The organism is Bacteroides caecimuris (assembly GCF_001688725.2).
Lineage (GTDB): Bacteria > Bacteroidota > Bacteroidia > Bacteroidales > Bacteroidaceae > Bacteroides > Bacteroides caecimuris.
The window spans coordinates 3,790,001-3,812,116 of the sequence record NZ_CP015401.2; the positions used below are offsets into that span (position 1 = coordinate 3,790,001).

Annotated in this window: 12 protein-coding genes, 2 tRNA genes and 2 rRNA genes (1 of these 16 running past the window's edge); 6 read left to right on the plus strand and 10 right to left on the minus strand. The window is 44.9% G+C overall.

Annotated features, from left to right (window positions below; genetic code table 11):
* The 8 genes from A4V03_RS16410 to A4V03_RS16455 form a co-directional block, all read right to left on the minus strand.
* Positions 1–461: ribosomal RNA gene (locus A4V03_RS16410) — 23S ribosomal RNA — on the minus strand; it reaches 2,419 nt to the left of the window's first position.
* A 160-nt stretch (positions 462–621) separates the two neighbouring features.
* Positions 622–695: transfer RNA gene (locus tag A4V03_RS16415), tRNA-Ala, on the minus strand.
* Between the two features lie 15 nt (positions 696–710).
* A tRNA-Ile gene (locus tag A4V03_RS16420) sits at positions 711–784 on the minus strand.
* Positions 785–1,017: 233 nt separating this feature from the next.
* Positions 1,018–2,546 (minus strand): 16S ribosomal RNA (locus A4V03_RS16425).
* Together the 16S and 23S rRNA genes with 2 tRNA genes alongside form the textbook arrangement of a ribosomal RNA operon.
* A 1,507-nt stretch (positions 2,547–4,053) precedes the next feature.
* Positions 4,054–5,058 carry an aldo/keto reductase gene (locus A4V03_RS16440; RefSeq protein WP_065539652.1) on the minus strand — a complete coding sequence of 335 codons (1,005 nt, stop codon included), beginning with the start codon at positions 5,056–5,058 and terminating at the stop codon, positions 4,054–4,056.
* A 394-nt stretch (positions 5,059–5,452) separates the two neighbouring features.
* The gene (locus A4V03_RS16445) at positions 5,453–6,940 is read right to left on the minus strand and encodes an MBOAT family O-acyltransferase (protein WP_065540480.1); all 1,488 of its coding nucleotides are present in this window, start codon (positions 6,938–6,940) and stop codon (positions 5,453–5,455) included.
* The gene (locus tag A4V03_RS16450; RefSeq protein WP_371867053.1) at positions 6,927–7,877 is read right to left on the minus strand and encodes an SGNH/GDSL hydrolase family protein; all 951 of its coding nucleotides are present in this window, start codon (positions 7,875–7,877) and stop codon (positions 6,927–6,929) included. Before A4V03_RS16450 ends, A4V03_RS16445 begins: the two co-directional genes overlap by 14 nt.
* Complete coding sequence (locus A4V03_RS16455) at positions 7,831–9,231, minus strand: SGNH/GDSL hydrolase family protein (protein ID WP_065539654.1); 1,401 nt, start codon at positions 9,229–9,231, stop codon at positions 7,831–7,833. The genes A4V03_RS16450 and A4V03_RS16455 overlap by 47 nt, the downstream gene beginning before the upstream one ends.
* A gap of 310 nt (positions 9,232–9,541) precedes the next feature.
* Between A4V03_RS16455 and A4V03_RS16460 the strand changes: the two genes are divergently transcribed.
* From A4V03_RS16460 to A4V03_RS21385, 6 genes are all read left to right on the plus strand, one after another.
* Positions 9,542–10,798 (plus strand): DUF3575 domain-containing protein, encoded by a 1,257-nt coding sequence (locus A4V03_RS16460; protein ID WP_236588608.1) that lies wholly within the window; start codon positions 9,542–9,544, stop codon positions 10,796–10,798.
* Positions 10,798–11,733 (plus strand): DUF5119 domain-containing protein, encoded by a 936-nt coding sequence (locus A4V03_RS16465; RefSeq protein ID WP_236588704.1) that lies wholly within the window; start codon positions 10,798–10,800, stop codon positions 11,731–11,733. The genes A4V03_RS16460 and A4V03_RS16465 overlap by 1 nt, the downstream gene beginning before the upstream one ends.
* A gap of 23 nt (positions 11,734–11,756) precedes the next feature.
* The gene (locus tag A4V03_RS16470) at positions 11,757–13,100 is read left to right on the plus strand and encodes a fimbrillin family protein (RefSeq protein ID WP_065539656.1); all 1,344 of its coding nucleotides are present in this window, start codon (positions 11,757–11,759) and stop codon (positions 13,098–13,100) included.
* A gap of 99 nt (positions 13,101–13,199) precedes the next feature.
* The gene (locus A4V03_RS16475) at positions 13,200–16,445 is read left to right on the plus strand and encodes a fimbrillin family protein (RefSeq protein WP_236588607.1); all 3,246 of its coding nucleotides are present in this window, start codon (positions 13,200–13,202) and stop codon (positions 16,443–16,445) included.
* 1,049 nt (positions 16,446–17,494) lie between these two features.
* Positions 17,495–18,040 (plus strand): AlbA family DNA-binding domain-containing protein, encoded by a 546-nt coding sequence (locus A4V03_RS21380; protein ID WP_236588606.1) that lies wholly within the window; start codon positions 17,495–17,497, stop codon positions 18,038–18,040.
* Positions 17,925–18,440 (plus strand): ATP-binding protein, encoded by a 516-nt coding sequence (locus A4V03_RS21385; protein WP_236588703.1) that lies wholly within the window; start codon positions 17,925–17,927, stop codon positions 18,438–18,440. Before A4V03_RS21380 ends, A4V03_RS21385 begins: the two co-directional genes overlap by 116 nt.
* 159 nt (positions 18,441–18,599) lie before the next feature.
* On the opposite strand, the gene A4V03_RS16485 is transcribed toward A4V03_RS21385, so the two are convergent.
* On the minus strand, positions 18,600–18,893 hold the full coding sequence (locus tag A4V03_RS16485; protein ID WP_065539657.1) for a PG0541 family transporter-associated protein: 294 nt from the start codon (positions 18,891–18,893) through the stop codon (positions 18,600–18,602).
* Between the two features lie 15 nt (positions 18,894–18,908).
* Positions 18,909–22,067, minus strand: a complete 3,159-nt coding sequence (locus A4V03_RS16490) for an efflux RND transporter permease subunit (protein WP_065539658.1) — start codon at positions 22,065–22,067, stop codon at positions 18,909–18,911.
* Between the last annotated feature and the right edge of the window lie 49 nt (positions 22,068–22,116).

The following is a 22,116-nucleotide window of genomic DNA, read 5'->3' on the forward strand; positions in this document are numbered from 1 at the left end:
GTATTTAGCCTTACCGGATGGTCCCGGCAGATTCACGCAAGATTCCTCGTGTCCCGCGCTACTCAGGATACCACTACGCTTCGTTTAGCTTCGAATACAGGACTATCACCGTCTATGGTCCAATTTTCCAAAGGGTTCTTCTCACTAAATTTCTTGCGACATCGTGGTCCTACAACCCCAATATTGCCGTAACAACATTGGTTTGGGCTAATCCCCGTTCGCTCGCCACTACTAGGGGAATCATTATTATTTTCTTTTCCTGCAGGTACTAAGATGTTTCAGTTCCCTGCGTTAGCCTCCATCAAAGATGGATGATGTTCCTTCAGAACACCGGGTTGTCCCATTCGGAAATCTCCGGATCAAAGGTTATTTGCACCTCCCCGGAGCTTATCGCAGCTTATCACGTCCTTCATCGCCTCCGAGAGCCAAGGCATCCGCCATGCGCCCTTGCTTACTTTCTTTCAAACGTTCTGTCCGTGTATTGGTATTGGTTGTGGAATCGCTTCCGGCCGCCAATATTGCATACCCGGACACGTACGGTTTGATATATACTTTTAGCTCTTACTTTTTATTTTACTTCTTGTACATCATGTCAAAGATCGTTTCTCTTTTCAGAGACTGTGGAGAATAACGGATTCGAACCGTTGACCCTCTGCGTGCAAGGCAGATGCTCTAGCCAGCTGAGCTAATCCCCCAAAAGAGTTTCGGAGTAGTCCCAGGCAGAGTTGAACTGCCGACCTCTACATTATCAGTGTAGCGCTCTAACCAACTGAGCTATAGGACTATGTTCTACGCATTATCGGCTGCTTTCGGCATAATCGATGCAAGCATCGCTTCTGCTCTCTCTTGCTCGATAATTCAACCTTGTCTACCTGTGCGTTAGACTCGGCTTCTTGTTTCTCTTGTTTATCTCTATCTATACTTCTATAGATGGTTGATCTATATTTTATAAATAAACAAGTACCAGTAGTACAAAAACAGAACCTTGAAAAAGCCATCGTTACGACATCTCTCCAGAAAGGAGGTGTTCCAGCCGCACCTTCCGGTACGGCTACCTTGTTACGACTTAGCCCCAATTACCAGTTTTACCCTAGGACGCTCCTCGCGGTTACGTACTTCAGGTACCCCCGGCTTTCATGGCTTGACGGGCGGTGTGTACAAGGCCCGGGAACGTATTCACCGCGCCATGGCTGATGCGCGATTACTAGCGAATCCAGCTTCACGAAGTCGGGTTGCAGACTTCGATCCGAACTGAGAGAGGTTTTGGGGATTAGCATCCTGTCGCCAGGTAGCTGCCTTCTGTACCCCCCATTGTAACACGTGTGTAGCCCCGGACGTAAGGGCCGTGCTGATTTGACGTCATCCCCACCTTCCTCACATCTTACGACGGCAGTCTCTCTAGAGTCCTCAGCAGAACCTGTTAGTAACTAAAGATAAGGGTTGCGCTCGTTATGGCACTTAAGCCGACACCTCACGGCACGAGCTGACGACAACCATGCAGCACCTTCACACCTGCCTTGCGGCTAACATGTTTCCACGTTATTCAGGTGCAATTTAAGCCCGGGTAAGGTTCCTCGCGTATCATCGAATTAAACCACATGTTCCTCCGCTTGTGCGGGCCCCCGTCAATTCCTTTGAGTTTCACCGTTGCCGGCGTACTCCCCAGGTGGAATACTTAATGCTTTCGCTTGGCCGCTTACTGTATATCGCAAACAGCGAGTATTCATCGTTTACTGTGTGGACTACCAGGGTATCTAATCCTGTTTGATACCCACACTTTCGAGCATCAGTGTCAGTTGCAGTCCAGTGAGCTGCCTTCGCAATCGGAGTTCTTCGTGATATCTAAGCATTTCACCGCTACACCACGAATTCCGCCCACCTCTACTGTACTCAAGACTGCCAGTTTCAACTGCAATTTTACGGTTGAGCCGCAAACTTTCACAACTGACTTAACAATCCACCTACGCTCCCTTTAAACCCAATAAATCCGGATAACGCTCGGATCCTCCGTATTACCGCGGCTGCTGGCACGGAGTTAGCCGATCCTTATTCATATGGTACATACAAGAGGGTATGCATACCCTGTTTTATTCCCATATAAAAGAAGTTTACAACCCATAGGGCAGTCATCCTTCACGCTACTTGGCTGGTTCAGACTCTCGTCCATTGACCAATATTCCTCACTGCTGCCTCCCGTAGGAGTTTGGACCGTGTCTCAGTTCCAATGTGGGGGACCTTCCTCTCAGAACCCCTATCCATCGTCGTCTTGGTGGGCCGTTACCCCGCCAACTAACTAATGGAACGCATCCCCATCGATAACCGAAATTCTTTAATATCAAGATCATGCGATCTTGATATCCTATCGGATATTAATCTTTCTTTCGAAAGGCTATCCCCGAGTTATCGGCAGGTTGGATACGTGTTACTCACCCGTGCGCCGGTCGCCATCGGAAGTTTGCAAGCAAACTCCCATGCTGCCCCTCGACTTGCATGTGTTAAGCCTGTAGCTAGCGTTCATCCTGAGCCAGGATCAAACTCTTCATTGTAAAAGTATCTTCAACCATCCGTTAGGATGTCTTTTGCTCTGTTCAGGACGCCGTAAATTCATTGACTCTTTTCAAGTACCTGTGTCTCATAATGCATTGCTGCATTAAGACAAGTATTGACGGTTCTATTTTTTACTTGTACTACTTGTATTGTTTATCAATATTTCAAAGAACTTGTCGCTTTCGTTTCAAAAGCGGGTGCAAAGGTAAGCGCTTTATTTTTAACCGCCAAACTTTTTCGGAAGTTTTTTTTTCATTTTTTCTTTTTACTCATTTCTCAGGCTCTCTTTGCGAAAGGGAAAGAATGTATAAAAGAAAAGAAACAAAGGACGCTTTCTTTACGAATCGGACTGCAAAGATAAGAACTTTATTTTATATCCTCCAAAACTTTTTCGAAGTTTTTTTGTTCTTATGTTGAAGACCAAGACGCGCTTTCTCACTAAGTCAATCTTACAAGGCTTTCTTCTCTTGGAAAGCGGGTGCAAAAGTAGGCCCTTTTTACATATACTCCAAATATATCAGGATCTTTTTTCGAAGTTTTTTTGAAGGATTTTGCTAAAGTGCTGAAAGAGAATGATGTTGTAGAACATGTTTTCTTTATCATAAAAGGATTGAATAGGAAGCGGTAAAGGAAATGCACATTATTATATTGCATGCGGGTGCACGCGTGCGCATGCGAAGAATCGCACACATGAAAAGAATAGAGCGAAAGGGATAAACAAGAGAAAAAAGGTAGATTAGACAACGGATTGTTGATTGAAGAGATCCGTTAGTTCCGGTGGTCCCACATATTGTGGGAAAGTATTCCCGCATATTATGGGAATTTGTTCCCAATTAATAGGGAATCTTTTCCCAAGCAGTAGGGAAACTTTTCCCACAATATGTGGGACTAATACACGGTATATGGAAACAAGCAAAAGGAAGAGGGCGGATACGATATAACTACACTTGGCAAAAGCCGGCAATTGAGGCATATATCAGGCATTCAAGCGATAAAAAAACGAGAAATACACTAAAAACAGAGGAGTGCTTGCAGAGGTGCAAAAACAACATATATCATTATCAATCAATGGTTTGAATCAAAAAAGGAGAATTCGGATAGTGAGGGCAAACGCCTGCCCTCACTATGCTATCATACTTGCCCTAATAGCGGAAAGCACGATGAATAAAGGGATTGGGAGGAGATATGAGAGCATGAGGGCAAAAAAGGGAAATAATTCCTGTGGGAGGATTAAGAAAAATGAATTTAGGGGAGAATTACGAAAGTAAGCAAATATAGGCACTGGCTGAATTTACTAAATGAACGGAGAAAAACTTACTACCCAATTGGAAGAAGAAACAAAAATCGTTTGCAGGGGGAGATATACTGATTGGTTTCTGAATACCACATATACTGATTAGCTTCCGATACTGATTAGCTTCCGAATATCATGCAAGGCATATTGCGTACAAAAAAGCCCTTGATCTTGAAACAACAAGGGGAACCAACATACTCCCCCGCCTGAAACTATTCAGATAAAACCCGTTCGATCTCTCTCAACTCGTCTGCCGTGAAATCCAAATGCTCCAGTGCCTTCAAATTGTCTGCCAACTGGCTGACAGAGCTTGCGCCCACAATCACCGAAGTCATCCGTTCGTCTTTCAGCACCCATGCCAGTGCCATTTCAGCGAGTGTTTGTCCACGTCGGAGGGCTATTTCGTTTAGTCGGCGGGCTGCCTCTACCTTTTCAGGCGTCACTTGCGAAAGCTGGAGAAAACCCGAAGAACGTGCAGCACGAGAACCTTCCGGAATACCATTCAGGTATTTGTCTGTCAACAACCCTTGCGCCAAAGGAGAAAAGGCGATGAAACCGGAACCATATTCTGCTGCCAGCGGAAGCGTTTCCACCTCCACCGCACGGTCGAACATACTATACCGATACTGGCTGATGAGACAGGGAACACCAGCTTTTGCCATCATCTCGTAAGCAATACGTGCTTGTTCGGGGGGATATTTGGAGATTCCGATATACAGCGCTTTCCCTTGTTTCACGATATCAATCAATGCCTGAATGGTTTCTTCGACCGGAGTAACCCCATCATAACGATGGCTATAAAAGATATCAAAATACTCTAATCCTGTTCGACGGAGACTTTGGTCAATGCTCGCCATCAGATTTTTACGGGAACTATTCCCGCCATAAGGACCAGCCCACATTTCATGGCCGGCTTTGGAAGAGATAATCATTTCATCCCGATAGCCGCGGAAGTTCTCTCGCAAGATTCGTCCGAAATTACTTTCGGCACTTCCGGGAACAGGACCGTAATTGTTTGCCAGGTCGAAGTGAGTGACACCGTGATCGAACGCATACTTAATCATGTCGGTTGCCACATCGAAATTGTCCACACTACCGAAGTTGTGCCACAACCCCAAGGAGATTAAAGGTAATTGCAAGCCGCTCTTGCCACAATATTTATAGGACATCCGTTCGTAACGTCCGGCTGCCGGCTGATAATCGAAAGACTTTTCCATAATACATTATATTTTACTTTCACAAATATAAATGAAAATCGTGGGAATCTCACACCGATAGAATAAAGAATATATTTTTCTTTAGAGGAAAGGAAGGAAAAATATTCCAAATACAGCTTTAGTCGAATATTAACGTAAGTTCGATATAAGTTTGTCTGCATATTTCCCCTCCTCCGGGAAGGAGGAGAATCGGAAGAGAATATGTTAATAAAAAACGGATATAAGAATTAAAATGAAGCAGTCCGACATTCAATGAAGCAGTCCGACATTCAATGAAGCAGCCCGACATTCAATGAAGCAGTCCGACATTCAATGAAGCAGCCCGACATTCAATGGAGTAACCCGAAAACCCACAGGATATGTTATGTTAGGACTCAAGCCCTCATACAACCAATCAGAACTGGAAATAAATAAACGGCTGAATCTCCGAACTCTTCATCTGAATAACCAGATAAATCAAAGCTACCATCAATACAGCCTTTCCCAAGAACGGCATACGAATAACGCCTCGGCAAACTGCATTTTCCCAACTATCAGGAGCAAAATGAAGCAAGAAGCCAAGCAGCATCAATGCAAATACCTTCCAATATCCTTCGAGCAATTGCGGCAACAGTTGCGGACGGAAAGTAGTGAATATCTGTCCCAGCATATCCATCGAGTTCTGAAAATCGGCATTGCGGAAGAAAATCCAACAGAAGCAGACGAAATGGAAAGTGATAATCACTCCAAACACACGCCGCCAACCGTGACTTTCCTCTCCCTTCTTGCGACCGGTGACAGACATCCACATTTTATGTAATGCCAAAGCTACCCCATGAAAAGCCCCCCAAAGAACAAAGTTCCAAGAGGCACCATGCCACAATCCACCCAGGAACATGGTAATGATAAGATTCAGGTATTGCCGGAACTTACCTTTCCGGTTTCCGCCTAAAGAGATATACAGATAATCGCGCAACCAACTGGATAAAGAGATGTGCCAACGACGCCAAAATTCCGTAATAGAGGCAGACTTATAAGGTGAATTAAAATTGAGATTGAAATGGAAACCTAACAATAAGGCGATACCGATAGCCATGTCGCTATATCCGGAAAAGTCACAGTAAATCTGCAAAGCATAACCATATACGCCCATCAGATTCTCCACACCGGAATAGAGAGTAGGGTTATCAAAAATACGTTCCACAAAGTTGATGCTGATATAATCGGATATGATAGCTTTCTTGAAAAGACCAGAAACAATCAGAAAGATTCCGCGCCCGAACATCTCCTGCGAAACGAATAAGGGTTTCCGGATTTGCGGAATAAAGTCGCGGGCACGCACGATAGGTCCCGCCACCAACTGAGGGAAGAAAGATACGTAAAAGGCATAATCTAAAAAACTGGTCAATGGTTTTATGTCTCTCCGGTAAACATCGATGGTATAGCTTAGCGACTGGAAAGTGAAAAAGGAGATGCCGACCGGCAGGAATATATCGAGAGCGGTAAATTCTCCTCCCATCAATGACGCAATCACTCCACCCAGGAAATTGGTATATTTGAAATAAACAAGAAGTCCTAAATTAACTCCCAAACTCAAAGCGACCAATCCTTTACGTTTCCAATACCCCTCTGCACGATCCATAAGTTGCGCAAGGAAAAAGTCGGCAACGGTGACTATGGCAAGCAGAAAAAAATAGGTGCCGCTACTCTTATAGTAAAAATAATAGGAAAAGAGGGTGACAAACAAGATACGGGCAGTGTGTTTGTGTTGCAGCAACACATACACCACCATGAAAGCAGCGAACAACCAAAGGAAGATACCGCTGCTGAATATCATTGGCGCTTGCGGATCGTAGGTAAGTACCTCTTTCAGTCTACTGAAGTCTATATCAATGGGAAACATAGTCATTATATGCTTTGATAAGTGCTTGGTATAATAAATTTCCTTGCAGGATGTATCCTTCGGGTAAATAATGTACATGATCGGGACGCATCAGTTTTGCAGCGGTCCAGTTCGTGCAGGCACGATGCTTCCCTCCGACTACATCGTACATATCCCACACGAGCAGACGATGGTCTTTTGCATAACGGCGAATGGTTTCCGCCGCTGTTGCCGTACGTGGATTGATGGCATACGTACGTTTACGCTTTCGTTGCCGGAAACTTTCATAAGAACCGGGAGGGGTAGTCAGAAGAATGGGCACGTCAGGAAGACTGTCGCGCAACAGTTTCACCAGCTCATCCATCTGATTGTAGTGCATATTTATATGATAACGCCGGTTATGGCTTTCATTGGTTCCGAAAGAGAGAATCAACAATTCGGGTTTCAAGGCAGCAATTTCGGCAATACGATCCGGATGGGTAAATGTAAGGCAAGTAGCCCCGTTGACACCTTTATCTATATAAGAAACAGCACCGAAAGTTTCTGCCAAACGGGCGCCGGTGGTTTGAGGGTAGATATGTCCGCGTATATGGCTATCGCCAATATGAACAATGCGGACTGTATCTTCGGAGAGTCCGGCACGCACCTGACGAAAATGTTCGAAGACGGGAGCCAGCAGAGCGATACTGTCAATAATCTCATTCCGGCCGGTTTCGCGGAAAGCTGAAGGGAAGGATGTTTGTACAGTGATCGTATCATTCGTCCAGTTCATTTCCCGTAAGGGCTTTATAAGTTTTGCGGTCTTTCCCGGCGGAGGACATACAGGGATACGGTCTTGCGCGATTGCTTTTACAAAGAAACAAGAAACACTCAACATACCGACGAGAATAAAAATAAAGATAGACTGTAGATTATTCTTTCTCATAAGCACGCCTCCTGTCGTATTGTTCCTTACCATAAATCAAAGTTTCATAAAGTAGTCCCGCCAAATGCTTGCCGCCACGGAAGTTTATATGTGTATAGTCGTAGTTTGCCATAGAAGGTTTGGCATGCACCAATTTTGCCATGCTTCCGTCGCCGCCCATGGCTTCAAACATGTTCCAAAAGGCAATACCGCTTTCGGCTGCAATGTTTTGCTGATAACGAATCAGGTTCTTGACGCCGGGCATGGTACGGAGTTCGCCGTTATCGTTTTTATAGTCACGGTCGCCGACACTCAATAACAAGATTCCTGCTTGTGGGAAGCAGGTTTTCAGATGCTCGATAGCCGTGAGCAGCCCTTTCTGATAGTTATCATAATTACGTCCCCGTTGGGTAGCTACATTCAAACCATATTCGAGGATAATCAGATCGTAAGGACGTTGACGGTTAAACTGTTTCAACATGTGCGGAGGAATACCCCGCAGAGAAAGACCGGAACTGCCACGCAACGAGAAGTTGTCGAGAATGATTCCTTTCTTTCCATCCATTGCCAGACCATAGAACAATGTAGAATCTGCACGGTCTACCGTCCAACGGATAGAGCCGATGCGCCCGTCTACCTGGATTTGCTGTAATCCGTCGGAAGGAGCTAATGAATAATTCTTGTTTTCTCCTTTGTTCACACGAGCAGAAAGAAGGACGGAACCTCTGTTATGGAAGAAGATGGAAGCACGCTGGCAAGTGTCGAGCAGGGAGGCATATTTATCTTGCCCGCGCAGTTCTACATAAGCTCCGTGCCGAGGAACGAAATAATGACCGGATATGCCTTGCTTCTTCTTATCGAAATAGGCGGTATCTGTTACTGCATGACTGGACCATCCACCAAACGTATGCCGCACAGTAGGACGGTAACCGCTTGTCATAGAAGTGATGGTAACAAAACCTACGCCACAACCGCCGAATTGTTTCTGAAGCATTTCGCGTAAGTCGGCGGTAAAGATATCCGCCTCGATAAAGGAGTCTCCGAATACGGCAATACGCACCTGTTTGTCATCATCGTCATCCGAATCATTGGAAGAGATACGGTCGAGCGCTTCATAAAAAGGAGCCATCCCCCGGAGCGTGGAATCACTGTAGTCTTCAATGCAAGTCATACCCGTACGACAGGTATCTACAAAGACAGGTTTTACAACAGGAGGCAAAGGGATGCTATCCGAATCGGCCGCGGCAGTCTCCGATTCCGGATAACGAAGGTCGCTCAAAAGGTCTACACGCCTCATCGTGTGCCCGTCAATAGTCAGCACCGGAAGCCAATGAAGCCCAAGTAAGGCTGCAAATACAATCAGCACGAACCATAATGAATATTTCAAATAATTCTTTATTATCTCCATAATGTTTCTAAAATCCCAAACGACCACAAAGATAGGCAAAAGCCACAAAAAGAACGAAATTGTCCAAAAATATATTTTGAGATGATCCGTTCTTTTAGTATATTGTTGTATTTATCAAAATATTTAAAGCCGCTTCATGATTTTTTTAGTTAAAATATTTGTTTTTTGCATTTCCTTGTTTTTATTTTGCAGAATATTTTTTAGGAGACCTAAATTTATAAGTTTAAGTTAGTGCTGTGTAGTTATGAAGGGGGCGGGAATTACATGTCATTTATTACTACTTTTTTTAGCTATTCTACCCATACGGGCCATGAAAGCGTCCAAAGACACTTTGTATGTACAAGTAAAGTTTCAGCTGGGATATTCCTCTGTTGATACTTCCTTTTGTGACAATAAGGTACATTTGGAGCATCTGGTTTCGTTATTAAAGAATGCTGCTTCCGATTCGTCGGCCATTGTAAAATCTATAACGATAAAAGGCTGTGCTTCGCCCGAAGGATATACTCCCATGAATCGTAAGCTTTCAGAAAAACGTGCTCAAAATGTGCGTACTTATATTCTTAACAAAACTCATCTGACAGACTCTATCATTAAAGTACTTCCTTCTGATGTAGATTGGGAATTGCTGAGCAAAATGATTGCTACTACTGAACAGCCGTGGCGTAACGAAGCCATTGAAATCATAGCTAACACCCCTATTTGGATTTTTGACAAAGACAAACGCATCATTGACGGCCGCAAGAACCGTTTATGCATGCTACGTGGAGGACGTGCATGGAAATACATGAAGGAAAAGTTTTTCCCGGACTTACGAAATGCGCGATTCCGCATCGTATGCGAACGGGAGATATTGAATGCCACTGCTGATGAAACTAAAGAGTATGCGGTTGCCACTACAGCCCCCTTAGTAACAACTGCGGGTCATGATTCAATCCCCCAGGTTACTGATGCCGCAGATGCTTATGTTCCGGTTTCTTCCAAGGTAATTTCTGCTACAGCCATACCGTCAACGAAGAAAGAACGCCAACGAATGACAGCTTTGTTGAAAACAAACATGCTTTATGACGCCGCTGCCATCCCTAACATTGGGGTAGAAGTCGCTATCGGCCACCAATGGTCGGTTGGAGCCAATTGGCAGTATGCGTGGTGGAGTAACGATACGAAGCATCGTTTCTGGCGTGTTTACGGTGGCGACGCAGAATGTCGTTATTGGTTTTCTCCCCAGTATAAAAAGCGGTCGGTGATGTGCGGACATCACGTAGGACTTTACGGTCAAATGCTGACTTACGACATAGAATGGGGTGGACGTGGCTATTTAGGCGGCCGCTGGAGTTGGGGAGCTGGTTTGTCTTACGGATATTCGTTGCCGATAGGACGGCAATTCAATATTGACTTCACGTTGGGAGTAGGTTATTTGAGCGGTGACTACATGAAATACCAACCTGAAGACAACTGTTATGTGTGGGAATCCACTCGCAAACGGAAGTGGTTTGGTCCTACCAAAGCCGAAGTATCACTTGTCTGGTACATCGGTGGCCGCAATGAGCAGAAAGGAGGTGTGCGGTGATGCGTCTTCCCTCTTATATGATGGTATTGGGCATGCTGGCGGCTTTCATCGTGCTGTTCGGCGCGTGCGAACACAAGGAGCTTTGCCTCGACCATTCGCACATGGTCGATATGGAAATCAAATTCGACTGGGAAGCTGCGCCCGACGCTACCCCGCAGACAATGGTCGTACAGTTTTTCCGTGCCGATGGCAGCCATTACATCCGCCACGAGTTCACTTCAGCCCAAGGCGGAAAGATCCGCATTGAAGCAGGAGAATATAAATTATTATTCCATAATGGCGAAATGAAATCGGTGGACGAACGCGGAAATACGTATGATAACTACGAAGTGACCACCGTTTCCCAATCGCTTCTCGACCCGATGGGACGGGGTGAGTTAAGCATGCCGCCACGTCCGGCGGAAGTGGTTAATGAACCCGTATGTGGGATTCCCGAAAATGTCTGGGGCGGCTGCCACGAACAGTTGGAAGTGCTGGCAGGAGTCTCGGGGCAGTCTGTTACCTTATTCCCTGCCGAAGCAACGGTGGAATATACCGTCAAGGTATGCAACGTAGAAAACATGTCCGCCGACCTCGATATCAGTGGTGCCCTTACGGGTATGTCCGAAAGTTGGCGGCTTGCCGACGGCACATCTTCCGGTGTACCGGTGACGATGCCCCTTCAACTGGAACGCCCCGACAACCATACGCTCACGGCACGATTTGTATCATTCGGTCATTGCCCGCAAGAAGAAGGAATCCACTACTTTTCCATCTATACTTCTAATAAAAACTTTCTTGATTTTGATGTGACCGATCAGATACACGAAGCTGCCGACCCGAAGCATGTCTATATAGAAATTGATGAAAAAGTGACCCTTCCAGATCCGGAAGAAGGGATGAATCCTTCGATTTCGGGATGGGACGAAGTGATTCAAGATATCCCAATGAATTAATAAACAAAAAAACAAAATAAATTATGAACACAAATGTAAAATTATTAGGAATGACCGTAATGCTTTCCATGACGTTTGCAGCTTGTTCAAACGACGAATTAGTGGAAAGAAACCACCATGATGCACCTATTTCATTCACTACAAGAGTGACGACACGTGCAACTGAAACCAAGCTTGAAAATCTTCATGCATTTCGTGTCTATGCCGATGCTAACGGATATGACAAGATGTTTATTGCCGGAGACACAGCTAAAAAATCGGGAAACGGCAGCACATACATTTTGCAAAATTCACAAAAAGAAAATTATTTTTGGCCGTCAGATGTAGATAAAATCCGATTTTGGGCATATGGTCCTGCAGGATGCGATCATGAAGAAGATAACATTATTATAGAACCTAACATAACTGCTGGTGGTCAAACATTCGGTGATTTTACTCCTAAAGTTGACATGAGCGTAGGAGGAAAAAACCACCAAGATTTTGTGGTAGCTTTTACAGAAGCCGTTCGAAGTGAGACTTCTGGTATGAAAGTAAAATTGGAATTTAAACATGCATTATCGCAGATCGTAGTAAATGCTACATGTGGCATGGGTAGAAACGTATCTATAAAAGGAGCATGGCTAATGAATGTACATGGAAGTGGAAAACTAACATTTGACAACGAAAAAGCTGAGAATGGTGAGGGGTTCGATGGGCTCAAATATAAAAATTACATGAATTGGGCGTATGCAGATGCTACAGAGCCAGATAAAAATAAAGCCAACTATGGTGTCGTCTATCCTGATAATCAAACAGAAAATCTCGATCAGACCAAACGCAGTTTAATCTCTAATACAAACAGTTTGATGCTTATTCCACAAAAAATCGAAAAACAGGAGATTACTAAAGACTCCAAGGCAGAAAGTTATAAGGGAGCATACATCTTATTGCTTTGCCGCGTGGAAGTTGTCCATCCTGGAGCAGAACACAAAGAAGATGGAGAAGAAAACAATTCTGCAACAGAGGCTGAAGCCACACATACCCATCAACTCTTCCCTGTTACAAATGAAAAAAATACAAAAGAATATGGATATACTTGTGTACCTATTGCACTTGATTGGCAGCCGGGAGTGAAGTATGCATACAATCTTAACTTCTGCGGTGCAAACAGTGGTGCCGGAATTTATCCGCCAGATGGCGTAGAAACTATAAAAGGCCTACCTACATCAAATGAAAATTTGACAATTATAAAGCGTCCGGGCGGAAAGAATCCGGGAGACCTTGTTCTTGATGCTCCGATTACTTTTGAAGTATCAGTGGGAGGCTGGGAACCTATCGATAATGAAGGAAACTCAGGACAAGAAGATGAAGATACTCCAATGAACTAAGTGATTGTATTTTTGTAGAAAAACCAACCGTTAATTATGATGCGACATTCTTGTTTATTTCGTCCTGTATCCGGGCTGCTAGGCAGTATATTGATATATATGGCAGTAACATGTTCCGTATCGTCCTGCACAGACGACACGTTTAATAAATATCAACAAGAAAACACCGGTTTGCTTACATTCGATGTAAAAGTACCAGGCAATTGGACCAATGGTTTGTCTCGTGCTGCTACGGATATAAGTATCAAGAGAATGTCGCAATCTGCTCATGCGGAGCCACTATATCTTGTCACTGAAATATCAGAAGTTGCCGCAGATGCGGCAGCTTCTGATGCAGTGGCAAAAGAAGCGGCAACCCGCGGCTCTATGGTTAACTCTACCGACGATTTCCACACTAACTTCGGACTTTCCGCCATCTGCTACACCGGTGCATGGCCTGAAGAAGAGCCAACCGATTGGGGCACTGATTTTGCACATAATCTAAAAATAGAAAAAAAAGAAGAAGGAATATGGAAATCGGCAGAAAAGTTGAACTGGTTAGGATCGGGCGGAATACGTTTCTTTGCCTACTCTCCATATTCTTCTTCGGATAACGGTATAGTTCATTCAGACAAAAACCAAGGCGGCATTCCGACGCTTACCTACACCGTCCCCACAGACGTGACAAAGCAACAAGACCTCATGACAGCAATGGAAGACTGCCCCGGAGGTCAAGGAGGTGCGGTAAATCTAAATTTCGAGCATGCGCTGACCGCTGTCACCATAAAAACGGGTACAAAGATGCTTTCCGGAGAAGTCACCGAAATAACGATTTCCGGAGTGTGCGGAAAAGGTACTTGTCAGATAGGAGCGAAAAACTGGGAACCCGACAAAGACCACGCTGATTGCAGTTTCAGCATAAAGGAAGAAATAAAACTGGATGAGAATAAAGACGACCTGATGACCAAGCCCGGCATTGAGTTGAATAAAGACGAAGAAGGATATACCTTCATGATGATTCCTCAAACACTCACGGATAAGGCTACGCTGACCATAGTCTTTGCAGACAGTATTTCGAAAACACCCCATATTCTTACTGCCGAACTGCAAAAGTATACGAAAGACAAGACATGGGTGGCAGGGAAAAAATATACTTACTCTGTCAATACCACCGGCATCATAGTAGAACCGATTATTGAAATGAAAATCAATCGGGCTAACACCTTGTATCCTAATGGCGGTTATAAAGGTATAGACGTTATAACCCTTACAGAAGACAATCTGTATACAAAAATGACAGAGGCTGATAAACTGGAATATCTTCCGGTCAGCGGCTTTCTGAATGACGTAAGCATTGCCGCATACACCCGTGTGGTGCAAGCCAGTGCGACAGATGATGAGTCGAAAGAGCAGATTCGGAAGCTTGATTTTAAGATTGAATGGTCTACTGATGAAGGGAAAACCTGGGAACCTGCGCCTTCCGGCAACTCCAATATGGGATGGCGACCGGACGCCCCTTCCACTCAAACCGTTGCGGATGAAACCGATGGGAAGTATCCCTCCGTAAACGGAAGCATACTTCTACCTGCACAACCACAATTTACATATATGCAGAATTTCTTGTATGGAGAAGGGACGACTATAGAACAAGCAAAGCTGCCCAAAACTGTTGAAGACCCAGGAAAAGGAACAGCAACAGACCCATACGATTTGGTCAACAATAATACAGTGGCAAAAGAAAGTGCCAACTGCTATATTGTGAATAATTATGGTTATTACACATTTCCGGCTTACTATGGAAATACTTATGGTAAGGATGGCAATACCTCATCTTATATACATGAAGGGGATATTCCAAGCAATGTTGAAGATTTGGTACTTCCCAACTTTGTAGATCACAATGACCAAAAGATCACAAAAGGTAGTATTGATGGCGTGGCGAATGCTATACTGCTATGGCAAGACAGCCCGGACCTTGTTACCGATGTGAAACTGAACGAGAAAAAAAACGGTTGGGTATCTTTCCGTGTACCCAAAGAGACCATCAACCAAGGCAATGCCGTAATTGCCGTGCGTAACAGCGAAGGAACTATTTTATGGAGCTGGCATATATGGGTCACCCATCGTAAGTGGGACGATTCTTCCTGTATAACGATGTCGAATGAGAATCTGAATCAACACGGTCGGTCGTTTATCATAACGCCTTGCAACCTTGGTTATTGCGAACCGCATGAAGGAGATCCTGAAAGAAAAATATATATGCGTTTTGTCGCTGATCCTAAACTAGTAAATGGCAGCAGCAATGGCAATGGAGTTATACTGAATAAACAGATAACAATCAACGGAGCACCCAGGCTATCTTCTGAGAAAGAAGCCGTTGCCGTCATTACGTTTACTCAACCCAAAATTACAAAGTCCGCAGCCGGTGACAACACCTATTATCAATGGGGACGTAAGGATGCGATGCTACCAGGTGTGCACAATGAGGATACTTATAAGAATGGTCTGACTGGAGATCGATCAGCTCTAAATGAAGAGCTTGACATGGTGAATAAAATGTTCTATTCAACCGAGGAATTCCGTTTCACTTCAGCTGAAACTGCCCAAAGTATCGGAAAAAGCATACAACTTCCACATAAGTTTTTTATACATAAGCGGCCACCGACTGATGATGGTAAGGGTGTCAATGGTACCCCAGATGATCCGGTGAACAACTATAAACGGCGTCATTGGCACGATGGAACAAATACTAGTTATGACCTACAAACCATCATGAACTATTGGAATACGCAATTGGTTCAGAGTGGGAACGCACACTTTGTCTACAATGTTACAGAAAAACAAAATTACAAACTACCACCTAATGATCAATATGTTGTCAAAACAATATATGATCCCTCACCGGCAGGATTTAAAATTCCGCCTATTAAGGCTTTTGCTGATTTTTTTGATGATGTAGAATTGGAACTAGTACCTGACCCCAAACCCAATAATCCCGATAATAAAAAAACTAAAGGTAAACCAAATGCAGATGAACTCCACGATAAATCTAGTGATTTTGTAGGATGGAAGGTTGATAATATTAACGGAAGAACATTTTATTTCCCCGCTACCGGAGTACGTGATATGGGAATAAAGTACAAAGATATAGACTATGGTACATATCCAGGCTTTGCTTCAATAACATACATAGCAACATCCGGATTTCACGATAGCGGTGGCACCGGCTCAAGTTGCTTGATACTCAGTATTGATAAAAGAAATAATGATTTTTTTAATCATACTAAACCTGTTGATGGCACCAACAACGCATACGGTTTCACCGTCCGCCCCATCCGTGATGGACAAACGGGAACAGGAAACTAAAGCAGTTACAAAGAGTCTCCGCTAAAGAATGCCGTTCTCTTTTTATACAGCATTTCCCCCAGAAAGTGTGCCAAAAGTCAATAACAACTGACTTTTGGCACACTTTCTTTTACAATCGGCTTACCCTCGAACCACCTTTTCCGGCTCAGTTGTTTGGGGGATGTGATTTAAGGCAATCACCTACCTAAAATTACGTAAGTTCGATACGATTCGTCCGTTCGCATAGTTTTCTCCTCCTTCCAGAAGGAGGAGAATCAAAATAGTACAGCTTATATCGGACTTACATTAAAATTTGATTCATGCCCATACCAATTTAAGCCGAAATATAATCTCACCATATCCCTCTATAGAATAAAAAAAATGAGAATTTGCTGTCACCTGATTGCATTCAAGCATTTGATTATAAGCATACTATAATATGACAGCAAGCGGTGACAGCACGGTGACAGCATCTTTTGCTGTCACCGAAGCAAGTTCCAAGTCGGTCTCTTCAGCTTGAAACTTTAGTTTCAGCAAGGAGAAACCAAAGTTTCATAAGCGAGGAACTTTAGTTTCAAGCAGGATGAAACTCCAGTTTCAAGCGTTTGAAACCAAAGTTTCCAATAAGGGAAACTAAAGTTTCACGGCAAGAAACCGGAGTTTCTAAGGCAGGAAACCGGATGGCTCCCTACAGTTGCACATATTACAGAATCTGTAACCTGTTTGGGGACTTGATTCCATAATGCAAAACCGTCTGTATTTTCTTTCGTTTTTCATTACTCCAATATGAGGCAATATATTGACAAATATTAATCATTTTCATGGAGATAATATATTAGATTCAAAAGAAAATAGATGCATACCCCTAATTATTATGTAATTGTGCTTACCTTTGCATAAGGTTGGTTTATTTCTTAGTTAAGAAGAAAAAGATCAATTGCGAGTGTATTATAAATTGCAAAAGCAATGAAATGGGACTCGGAGACAATATATGATAATGATTAGCTAATGACTGATATGGATATACATACCTTGATAGGAGAAGCAACAACTTATGATAAGAGAAGCAAATGCTTGAGGTCAAGCGTCCTAAAAGTTGGCTCAAAAGTGTATCAGCTTTTGCCAATGGCAAAGGCGGTACATTGATATTCGGCATCAGTGATGATGACCGTATTGTCGGGCTTGCTGACGCAGAAAGTGATGCCGAGAAAATAAGTGAAGAGATTAAGAGCAAACTTGATCCGGTTCCGGCAGTCAATCTTGAGCCTAAGGAGGTTGACGGAAAGAAGTTGGTGTTATTGCATGTTTATCCGGGAGAGGAAACCCCATATTACTATATTGGCGACAAACAACGTCTTGCATTTGTCCGCGTGGGTAATGAATCAGTTACAGCAAACCGTATTCAATTGAAAAGTCTTGTTTTGAAAGGATCTGGTCGCACTTATGATAGTCTGCCATCCGGTTATAAGTTTGAAGATATGGCATTCTCTAAACGGAGGTATGATAGACGGCAGGTTTATTCAACAGTTGAATCCTCTTACCGTGCCCTCCAAAAGAAGAAATCCATTGTTAGCCGATTTCTTCAACCGATTGGGGCTTATGGAGAGACGCGGTAGCGGAATGAAGAAGATTATTGATTCCTATAAGAGGTTTGAGCGTTTGCCTAATTATCATATTCCTGAATTTCAATCAAATGCGTCTGAATTTCATGTAGTATTATGGAACTTGAATTATGGAAGCGATAGCGTAATAGATGAGAAAGAGTTCCTGAAAGAGGCTATAGGAACGGGAAAAGAGTTCCTAAAAGCGCAGCGGCTGATTTACAAAATGATTTCTACGAATCCGGGAATCACGATTGCCGAAATGGCTGTAAATATAGGAGTTTCTGACCGCCAAGTGCGTAAATACATAAAGAGAATGACAGATATGAAGTTCATTGTCAGGGAAGGAGGACGAAAGAACGGGATATGGAAAATAATAGACGGTGATTATGAAGACTTCTTTCGAAGAATATAACGATCTCTGAATGATATGGACAAGCTAAGCAAAGACATCGTTGTATGTCAGCAGAAAAAGGACGGAAAAGGCTAACAAACAACAAAAGTGCCCCTCAAAAGTCGGATACAAGACTTTTGAGAGGCACTTCTCATCTCCACCGGACGAAGAACTATCCCGTTAAATCGTCCGTTCGATACCCCACACAAAGGCGCGCAAGCCTAACTGCTCGGTTTCCAAGTCCATCTTATGCAAGGTATCCAGCAACGGGTCTACCTTCGTATCTTCCACCACCGTGATGATGGCGGAACACATACTGGGCCATGCATGGCTGCCGTAATGCGGTTCGCCTGTCTTGGAACCGCGTCCCTGCACCCTATCCAAATACGTAAACCCACGGCAATTCATACGGTCGAGCAATGCTATGATGCGCTCGTAATAAGCCTGGTCGAATGTTATTAATATAGATTTCATTGCGTTTCGTTCTATTTATTTCTTAATGATTTCATCTTTATGCAATTGGAAGTACTCATTCATCTCGCGTGCCTGCTTAATCTTGCGGCGTTGGCGGCGAACTCCCACACTACCGAAGATACAGTACATCACCGGCACGTAAATCAACGTCAGGATGGTAGAGACTGCCAGACCGCCGATTACGGAAATCGCCATCGGACTCCACATCTCCGCTCCCTGTCCCGTGCTGACTGCCATCGGAATCATACCGAGAATGGTCGTAGCAGTGGTCATCAATACCGGACGCAAGCGGCTCTTGCCCGCCGTCACCACCGCATTGAGGATGGACTGCCCGCGCTCACGGCAGAGGATGGTGTAGTCGATAAGCACAATACCGTTTTTCACCACAATACCAATCAGCATGATACCTCCCAACAGACTCATCACACTCAGCGTAGTGTTGGTGATGAACAACGCCATCAGGATACCGCTCAGCGCAAAGAACACGGAAAGAATCAGAATGAACGGATAAGTCAGCGATTCGAACTGTGCCGCCATCACGATGAATACGAGGATGACAATCAGTACACCCAATGTTCCCAAGTCGCGGAACGAATCCTGCTGGTCTTCGTAGGAACCGGAAATCTGTATCGTCACATCGCCCGGCAAATCCATCTTGTCGATAATCTTATTGCCGGCAGCCACCACGTCGCCCAGCGGAGCACCAGAGATTACGGCAGAAACGGTCACAATACGTTCGCGGTCTTTACGCTCGATGGTGGGCGGAGCGAAACGTTCGACAACCGTTCCCACATCTTTCACGCGCACCGCCTGTCCCTGTGAATTATAGATAAGGATGTTTTCGATGCTTTCCAAGCTGGTACGGTATTCGGGAGCGTAACGCACCTTGATGTCGTACTCGTCACCGTCCTCACGATATTTGGAAGCTACGGAACCGTTGATACGGTTGCGCAGGAAGGTACCCGCCGTAGAGAGGTTCAATCCGTGCATTGCCAACTTCTCGCGGTCGAAGTCCACTTGGTATTCGGGCTGGTAGTCGCTACGGCTGATATTGACTTCGGTCACTCCCTTCACGTTGAGCAGCTCGCGTTTAAGGCGTGCCGATACGCTGTCGGTCAGTTCCATGTCGTATCCGTAAACCTCGAAGTCGGCGCTTGCCTGAGCAGACATACCACTGTTGCTACCACCGAGAATCACCTGTGCCTTGCTGAATTCAGGATATGCCTTGAGGTCGTCGCGCATTTCGTCGCAGACGGTTTCCAGCGTCACGTCGCGGTCGCCCGGGTCGACAAGACTGATGTTGAAGGAGATGATATGCGAACCGTTGTCCTGCATAGACGCCCATGTATTGTCGGAGTCTGCCTGACCTACCGTATAGTTGCACACTTTTATGATGCCTTTATACTTCGTGCGCCACTGTTCGGTCAGTTTCGCCGAAAGCTCTTGGGCAATCTCCTTGCGCGTACCGATGGGCAACTCTAACTTCACGGCAATACGGGCGTTGTCCTGTGCGGGGAAGAACTCCGTACCGATACCCTTAGCACACAGCAGACTAAGGAAGAAGAAGGCGATACATCCGAAGATAACCGTCCAGCGATGGCGAACCGCCCAGTTGAGCATCCTTGCATACCAGACGTCGAGTCCGTCGAGCGTCTTTTCAATCGGAGTAAAGAAGAGCTTGAACATCTTCGACTGCTTCTTCTGCAAACGCAGCAACTGCGAACAGAGCATCGGCGTGAGCGACAGTGCCGAAACGGTAGAGATGAACATGATGGCACACATCATCCAACCCAACTGTTTGAAAAGCACACCCGACATACCGCTTACCATCGTCAAGGGGAAGAACACGGCAATCATCGTCAGCGTAGAAGCGACTACGGAGATTGCCACCTCGTTCGTACCGTGTACTGCCGCCTGTTTGGGGTCGGAACCGCGTTCGATATGGGTCGTCACGTTTTCGAGCACCACAATCGCATCATCCACCACCATACCGATAGCAATGGAAAGAGACGAAAGGGAGATGATATTAATCGTATTCCCACTGATGGCCAGGTAAATGAACGAGGCAATCAACGAAAGCGGGATGGTGATACAGATAATCAGCGTTGCGCGCCAGCGTCCCAAGAAGAGGAACACGACGATTACCACGAAGAGCAAGGCATACATGACGGTTTCGGTCAAACTGTCGATGGTGTTGAGGATGTTGTCGGACGTATCGACGATGACACCGATTTTCACATCGCTCGGCAGGTTCTTCTGAAGTCGGGGCAGTGCTTCCGCCACTTTCTTGGAGATTTCCACCGAATTGGCGCCCGCCTGCTTCTGCACGATAATCATGGCACCCTTCACACCGTTGTTATAGGTCTCCTGTGCACGCTCTTCCACAGAATCGACGATGCGTGCCACATCGCGCAAAAAGACATTCGCCCCATTATACGTACCTACCACTACATCTGCCAACTGGCGGGAGTCGTCGAACTCTCCTTCTACACGCAACGCGTATGTTTCACTACCGATATCGAAGTTACCACCGGGGATGTTCCTGTTCTCGGCACCGATGATGGAACTGATGGTTTCGATGGTCAGGTGATAGGCTTCCAATTTATTGGGGTCGCAATAGACCTGAATCTCACGCTGCGGTGCACCACTGATAGACACGGTTCCGACTCCCGGAATACGCGCCAGCGGGTTTACCACACGGTCGTCCAATATCTTATAAAGCGCTGACTGACTTTCATTGGCCTGTACGGAAAGTAACACGATCGGAATCATGTCCGTACTAAATTTGAAGATGATCGGATTCTCGACGTCATCGGGAAGCTGCGAACTTACCATGTCGAGTTTATCACGCACATCATTAGTCAGAACGTCAATATCGTTACCAAACTCGAACTCCAATGTAATCAATGACATATTCTCGGAAGAACGAGAGGTAATATGTTTCAGGTTACTCACCGCGTTCAAGGTATTTTCAAGCGGGCGAGTCACATTATTTTCTATATCCGAGGCACTTGCGCCGGGATAAGCGGTCATTACCATGATTGTATTCGTATCAATGTCCGGATACAAGTCGATAGGTAACTTGGACAAAGAGAAAAGACCAAAAATCACCACTGCCAGGAAGCAGAGGGAGGTCATAATCGGTTTCTTAACCGCACCTTCGTATAAACTCATGTTATTTTATTTAAAAGCCTCTCCCCGCTCCTCTCCCCAAGAAGAGGAA

Coding starts and splice junctions, on each gene's coding strand:
- A4V03_RS16440 (WP_065539652.1), bottom strand. CDS start 5,058: ATGGAAAAGTCTTTCGATTATCAGCCGGCAGCCGGACGTTACGAACGG.
- A4V03_RS16445 (WP_065540480.1), bottom strand. CDS start 6,940: ATGTTTCCCATTGATATAGACTTCAGTAGACTGAAAGAGGTACTTACC.
- A4V03_RS16450 (WP_371867053.1), bottom strand. CDS start 7,877: ATGGTAAGGAACAATACGACAGGAGGCGTGCTTATGAGAAAGAATAAT.
- A4V03_RS16455 (WP_065539654.1), bottom strand. CDS start 9,231: ATGGAGATAATAAAGAATTATTTGAAATATTCATTATGGTTCGTGCTG.
- A4V03_RS16460 (WP_236588608.1), top strand. CDS start 9,542: ATGAAAGCGTCCAAAGACACTTTGTATGTACAAGTAAAGTTTCAGCTG.
- A4V03_RS16465 (WP_236588704.1), top strand. CDS start 10,798: ATGCGTCTTCCCTCTTATATGATGGTATTGGGCATGCTGGCGGCTTTC.
- A4V03_RS16470 (WP_065539656.1), top strand. CDS start 11,757: ATGAACACAAATGTAAAATTATTAGGAATGACCGTAATGCTTTCCATG.
- A4V03_RS16475 (WP_236588607.1), top strand. CDS start 13,200: ATGGCAGTAACATGTTCCGTATCGTCCTGCACAGACGACACGTTTAAT.
- A4V03_RS21380 (WP_236588606.1), top strand. CDS start 17,495: ATGCTTGAGGTCAAGCGTCCTAAAAGTTGGCTCAAAAGTGTATCAGCT.
- A4V03_RS21385 (WP_236588703.1), top strand. CDS start 17,925: ATGATAGACGGCAGGTTTATTCAACAGTTGAATCCTCTTACCGTGCCC.
- A4V03_RS16485 (WP_065539657.1), bottom strand. CDS start 18,893: ATGAAATCTATATTAATAACATTCGACCAGGCTTATTACGAGCGCATC.
- A4V03_RS16490 (WP_065539658.1), bottom strand. CDS start 22,067: ATGAGTTTATACGAAGGTGCGGTTAAGAAACCGATTATGACCTCCCTC.